This window comes from Phyllobacterium sp. (assembly GCF_037994405.1).
Classification (GTDB): Bacteria; Pseudomonadota; Alphaproteobacteria; order Rhizobiales; family Rhizobiaceae; genus Phyllobacterium.
The window spans coordinates 1-6,011 of record NZ_JBBNAN010000245.1 but is presented as its reverse complement, the minus strand read 5'-3'; the positions used below and the strand labels follow the sequence as shown (position 1 = coordinate 6,011).

General features: G+C 59.6%; 4 protein-coding genes. 1 reads left to right on the top strand and 3 read right to left on the bottom strand.

All coding sequences use genetic code 11. The features are described 5' to 3' along the window. On the top strand, window positions 1–1,344 hold a 1,344-nt coding region (locus AAAC48_RS13825; RefSeq protein WP_340654728.1), incomplete at its 5' end, for an amidase. 307 nt (window positions 1,345–1,651) lie between these two features. Here AAAC48_RS13825 and AAAC48_RS13820 read toward each other — a convergent pair. From AAAC48_RS13820 to AAAC48_RS13810, 3 genes are all read right to left on the bottom strand, one after another. Then, a complete protein-coding gene (locus AAAC48_RS13820; RefSeq protein WP_340654727.1) occupies window positions 1,652–2,434 on the bottom strand; it encodes an ATP-binding cassette domain-containing protein in 783 nt (260 codons plus the stop codon). Then, complete coding sequence (locus tag AAAC48_RS13815; protein WP_340654726.1) at window positions 2,427–4,682, bottom strand: ABC transporter permease; 2,256 nt, start codon at window positions 4,680–4,682, stop codon at window positions 2,427–2,429. The genes AAAC48_RS13820 and AAAC48_RS13815 overlap by 8 nt, the downstream gene beginning before the upstream one ends. Before the next feature lie 80 nt (window positions 4,683–4,762). Next, the gene (locus AAAC48_RS13810) at window positions 4,763–5,845 is read right to left on the bottom strand and encodes a substrate-binding domain-containing protein (RefSeq protein WP_340654725.1); all 1,083 of its coding nucleotides are present in this window, start codon (window positions 5,843–5,845) and stop codon (window positions 4,763–4,765) included. Window positions 5,846–6,011: the final 166 nt, after the last annotated feature.

Sequence of the window (6,011 nt, the reverse complement as noted above, 5' to 3'; positions counted from 1 at the left end):
GCGTTCCTTAACCGGATTGATGCCCTCAATCCGCTTCACAACGCCATTGTCTCGCTCCGGGATCGGGAAGATATTCTGCAAGATGCCGATATGGCCGACCGGGCTTTTGCCAGCGGCGATGCGACCGGGCCGCTGCATGGGCTGCCCATTGCGGTCAAGGACCTCAGTCTCACCAAGGGGCTGCGTACGACGTTCGGCTCACCGCTTTACGCGGATTTTGTTCCCGATGTCGACTCGCTATCCGTCGAGCGTTTGCGCAAGGCGGGTGCGATCATCATTGGCAAGACAAATACGCCGGAATTCGGTCTTGGCTCGCACACCTATAATCCGGTGTTTGGCATTACCCGCAATGCCTTCGATCCGACTAGGACAGCCGGCGGCTCGAGCGGAGGCGCCGCCGTTGCGGTCGCCCTGCGAATGTTGCCCGTAGCCGACGGAAGTGATTTCGGCGGCTCGTTGCGAAACCCTGCCGCCTACAACAATATCTACGGCTTCCGCCCATCACAGGGACGGGTGCCTGCCTGGCCCGCAGTCGATGCCTTCTTTTCACAGCTAGGAACAGACGGGCCGATGGCCCGCAATGTCGAGGACCTGGCCTTCCTGCTCGATGTTCAGGCCGGATACGATAAACGCGCGCCCTTGTCCCTCGAACGGCCGGTGTCGTCATATGCTGCCAGCCTGGAAGGTTTGCCTTCAGCGACGCGGATCGGCTGGCTGTCCGATCTCGGAGGGCATCTCCCGTTCGAACTGGGAATCCTCGACCTTTGCGAGGCAGCTTTGAAACACATGGCGACCATCGGCTGCACTGTCGAGCCGGTCACCCCTCGTTTCGATTTCGAGGCGCTGTGGAGGGCTTTTGTCGTTCTGCGTCAGTTCAACATGAGCGCGCGATTGAAACCGCTCTACGATGATCCTGAAAAGCGGCCCCTCTTGAAACCCGAAGCGCGCTGGGAAGTAGAGGGATGTCTTGGCCTCAAAGCCACAGATTTATTGATCGCAACCCAGACCCGAACCGCCTGGTACGCCGCCGTCTTGGATCTTTTCGAGAGTTACGATTTTCTGGCGATACCCTCGGCGCAGGTATTTCCCTTCGAGGCGGAAAAACACTGGCCGGACAGTATCAACGGCAAGGCGATGGACAGCTATCATCGCTGGATGGAAGTGGTTACTCTGGCAACCTTGTCGGGTTGCCCCGTCATCAACATCCCTGCGGGATTTAAGGACAATTTCCCGATGGGGCTGCAGATCATTGGCAGACCGAGAGCGGATATCAGCGTGTTGAGACTGGCGAAGTCCTATGAATCCATCCTTCCTTTTGAAACCGGTGTTCTCGCGTTGAATTGAAGTTGGGCCTATTCAAAGCCTAGCCTGGCGCCAAGAGCGTGTTTTGCACAGCCATTGCCAAATATTTTCGACGCCGGCTTCGCCTATCGCGGTCGAACCCATTGATTCCAGCGCGATTTCCTTTGATACGGCATTTTTTGCGGCTGGTGCATTTCACCTTTGGCGAAGGGCTCCTATGCGGGCGAATTCGGGTGCAGGCGCCAAGCGCCGAGATGCGCTCGCCGTTTGCATTTTCCAGGCTGTGTGACACCCTGGTTTCGCTGGGGGCAGATCAGACCAACACGCATGGAAAGTAATCCATGACCGGTCAAATCTCCCTTGCTTCATCAGCCGTGCGCGCATGCTCGCGCGTGCCGGAAACGATAATCTCCAGTACCTCATGCTCGTCGGTGTTCTTGATGTAGCGGTCGCCTACGTACTCGCCGCGCTTAAGCACCATGACGCGGTCACCCACGGCGAAAATGTCGACGAGGCGGTGCGAGATGATGATCTGGGCAACACCTTGCTTCTTTAGCTCCAGCATGGTTTCGAGCAGGCGCTCGGTGGCCATCACTGAAAGGTTGGCGGTCGGCTCGTCGAGTATCACGACGCGCGGCTCGAACGAGATCGCGCGGGCGATGGCCACCGATTGCTGGCGGCCGCCCGACAGGCTTTCGACCTTCTGATACACGGAGTTCACGTCGACTTTAAGCCGTTTCAGCACACGGTCAGCTTCCGCATACATCTTCCGCCGATTGACGAAGGGCCCCTTGAGCGGCCAGCGGCCAAGAAAGATATTCTGACCGACATCCATGTTCCCGCAAAGCGCGAAATCCTGGTAGATCATCTCGATGCCGACGTCACGGCTTTCGTGCGGACTCTTGAAGTGAACCGGCTGCCCGGCCACGAAGATCTCACCGGCGTCGCGTTGATAGGCGCCGGTTAGGATCTTCATCAGCGTCGACTTGCCGGCCGAGTTGTCGCCGACCAGGCCAAGAATCTCACCAGGATAAAGTATGAGGTCGACCTTGCGGAGCGCTTGCACGGCCCCGAAAGCTTTTTCGATGTTCCGCATCTCCACGATCGGCTGGGGTGGTGTAGCATCAGCCATGAACGGTTTCCGACGTTCGTGCGCCCTTTGTAAGGCGGGTTCGCAGGCGTCCAAAAATGTTGGCCTGTCGCACCCAGATATCGACGAGCACCGCCACGATAAGGATGACGCCGATGAAGACATTGATCCAGTGCTGCGGCATGCTGAACCCTTGGACATTGAGCTGCAAGAGTGCCCGGACGAGCGTGATCACAGCAGCGCCAGCAAGCGCGCCGATCACGGTGCCATAGCCACCAAAGATCGAGCCTCCGCCGATAATCACGGAGGCGATGGCGTCAAGCTCGCGGAACTGGCCAGCGACCGGGTTGAAGCTGCGAAAGTAAGCGACATTGATGATCCCTGCCATGGACGCGCAGAGCGCCGCCAACAACAGCGAGACGAACCGCATTCGATTGGTGTTGATGCCGGCATAGGCTGCGGCGCGGACGTTGCCGCCGGTGGCGTAGACCTTCTGCCCGAACGGTGTGTAGGCGAGGACCACGCCAGCGATCAGCGCGACGAGGAGCATCCAGACCGTCTGCACGCTCACCACTTCGGCAACCGAGCGGAGGACTCCATCGGCAAGTGATATGCCGAAATGCAAGAGGATGTCGTTTACCTTGCGGCCGAGCAGGTTGTAGCCTTCGGGCCAGCCAGTCAGTTGCTGACCGGCGACAAACCAGGCTGCGAGGCCGCGGGCGATGTAGAACATGCCGAGCGTGGCGATGAAGGCCGGCAGCTTGAAGCCGACCGTGACGATCGCGTTGACGAGGCCAGCGGCCATACCCGCGAGCAGGCCCATCGCCACGGCGGTGAAGGGGTCGGCGCCCAGCACCTTCAGGAAATAGGCGGCGGCGCTTCCGGCGAGGGCGAGGACCGCCCCGACCGAAAGATCGATATCGCCGGCTGCAATCACATAGGTGAGACCGACCGTGATCAACGCCAGTTCCGTGTAGTTGAGCAGGATCGCGAAGGTATTGGATAGGTTCCACCAATAGTCAGGCCGCAGAACGAGGCCCGTCAACCACAGCAGCGCGGTCAGGATGACGGCGAGCGCGTCGCGTCGGGCGAGGAACTTGCCGAGCCCGGTGGCCGACAGCGCCATGTCGGTTACCATCGCCCCCTTGGTCTGGGCGCCCTCGACCGCGATGCCGCCGATCTCGTAGGCGGGCGGCGGCGGCCTGCTGCGAAGCCATGCCCAGAGCCGGGCTGCGACCTGGCGGCGCATGAGATAAGGCTCGATGAGCACGGCGACGACGAGGAGGAGTCCAAGAAATACCAGCACTGCGCCCGCTGGCAGGGTGTACTTGGCGTTGACCGGGATGTTCTGACCGTCGATGACGATGATGCGGGTAATGGGCCAGCCTTCGCGCAATACCTTGTCGATTAGAACGACGAGCGCGGCGCCAAGACACGAGCCCACTACACGGCCGCGGCCGCCAAGAATCGAGGCGCCGCCGATGATGACGGATGCGATGACGGTGAGTTCCCAAGTCACGCCATATAGCGGGGTCACGCCCTTATCTTGGGCGGCCGACAAAAGGGCGGCTAGGGTCGCGCAAAGCGACGAGATCAGGTATGCGCGAATACGCACCCAGCTCGTCGCAATGCCCGCATAGATCGCTGCCTGCTCGTTGCCGCCGGTAGCAAAGGTCTCGTATCCCCAGCGCGTCTTGGCCAGAACGTAAGCACCGATCGCCATCACCACGATCGCAATCGGAATCTGATTGTTGAAGCCCAAGACGTTGGTTTCGCCGAGATGGAAGAAGAGCGGATGCCCGGCCGCCTTGTCGGAATAATAAATGGCCTGGCCATGCGTAAGTGCAAGTACGAAGCCGCGGCCGATCAAGAGCGTCGTCAGGGTTGCGATGAACGCTGGTACCCTCAGGATGGTAATCAGCACCCCGTTTATCAATCCGAGCACGACGCCAAGAAGGATGCACAGAACAACTGAAGTCGTGACGCCGAGATCAAGGAAGCTCGGGGCGAATAACCTGGCGAAAACGACGGCGATCAAGCCGTAGATCGAGCCCACCGAAAGATCGAGATCCCTGTTGACGATGACGAAAGTCATCCCAACCGCGATAATCCCAACACGGGATGTGTCGCGCAGAAGCGCATGAAGCGCCTCCGTTGAACCGAAGAAGGTCGGATTGACGAGCGCGCCGCCGAAGTAGAGGAGGGCAAGGAAGATGAGAAGTCCGATCTCCCAGCCGCCGACGAGCTGGGGCGGCGCACGGCCGAGCGATGTGGTCGTGATGAGCGTCATAGCGTTCTTCTGATCCCTTGCCGTCGCAGTGCGGGAGAACTCGCGCCCTCCCGCGGCGATTTGAAGTGTTCCGAGCTACATCAATTCTCGAAGCGCTTGCCGACATTCGCAACCGTGTCCTTCGTCACGAGTTGGGCGCGCGTGTCAAGATTGGCGGCCGCGATGCCGCGGTCGATCTGCAGATAGAGCTGCATGACCGGCCAGAAACCCTGCAGGAAGGGCTGCTGTCCCAGCGAACCGGTCAGGTTCCCGGCGGCGATACCTTCTTGCTGTGCTGGGCCGAGGTCAAAGCCATAGGCGCAGAACTTGCCGGTCCTCTTCGTCTGTTCGACCGCCTTAACGAGCGGCGGCGTGAAGACGTTGTTGGCCGTGAAGGCGCCGACCACATCACCACGCGACTCAAAAAGCGTAACAAGTGCGTTGACCGGGTCATTTGGGTTCGTGTCGATGCCCACGTTCTCCGGACCAGCGTCAACCTTGAAGGCCTCGAGCTTGCCGGCAGCCTTCAACGTCTTGACAATTGCATTGAAGGCGGCCGTGACACGGTTGTTCACCTCAATGTTGCCCATCGCGGTAGAGGACGGCAGCACGATCGACCCGCCGGTCGCGCCACTGGCGAGCACGCAATTGGCGAGCGCCTCACCTCCGATTGCCGCAGCCGACGCGTCCTGGCCGGTGTGGCTGATGGCGCTCCGGTGCAAGATGCTTGCGTCGAACGAGTTGGTGGTGGCGACCGGGATACCTTTTGCTTCTGCGGTCTTGACAATGTCGTTATAGGCGCCGGTCTGTGGTGTGGTCATGATGATGCCGTCGATCGTCGGATCCTGCACGATCTGGTTCAGGATTTCGATCTCGCGTGCAGGATCATCTACCGGCGATTCGGAACCGAGCAGCAGGATCTTGGCGCCGATCATGTTGCCGGCGACGGTCGCGCCGACATAGACAGGATCAAAAAAGCCGTTGCCTGCCGTATGCGTCACGATCGCGAAGGTCAAATGACCGTCAGCCGAATGGAAATCTTTCGTGCCGGGCGCTTCCTTGGCAGCTTCGGCAAAATTATAGCCGCCAACCGCTTTCTCAACGCTGCCCGACTGCGCAAATGCATGCGAGACGCCGAGCGATAGTACCGCAGCTGACGCCGCGTACAGCAAAGTTCGCCTCATGATTAATCCTCCCTTGAGCCAAGGGAGGAAAGCCGTTCGGGCGCAATTTATAGAGAGTGAGGGCCGAAGGCTTCCTCCCATGCGCTAATATTCTGCGCAATTTTGATGCAAGTAAACGATGAACTCATCGTAAGGATGAATTTGTTTGCCTTGTACGCATCTTATG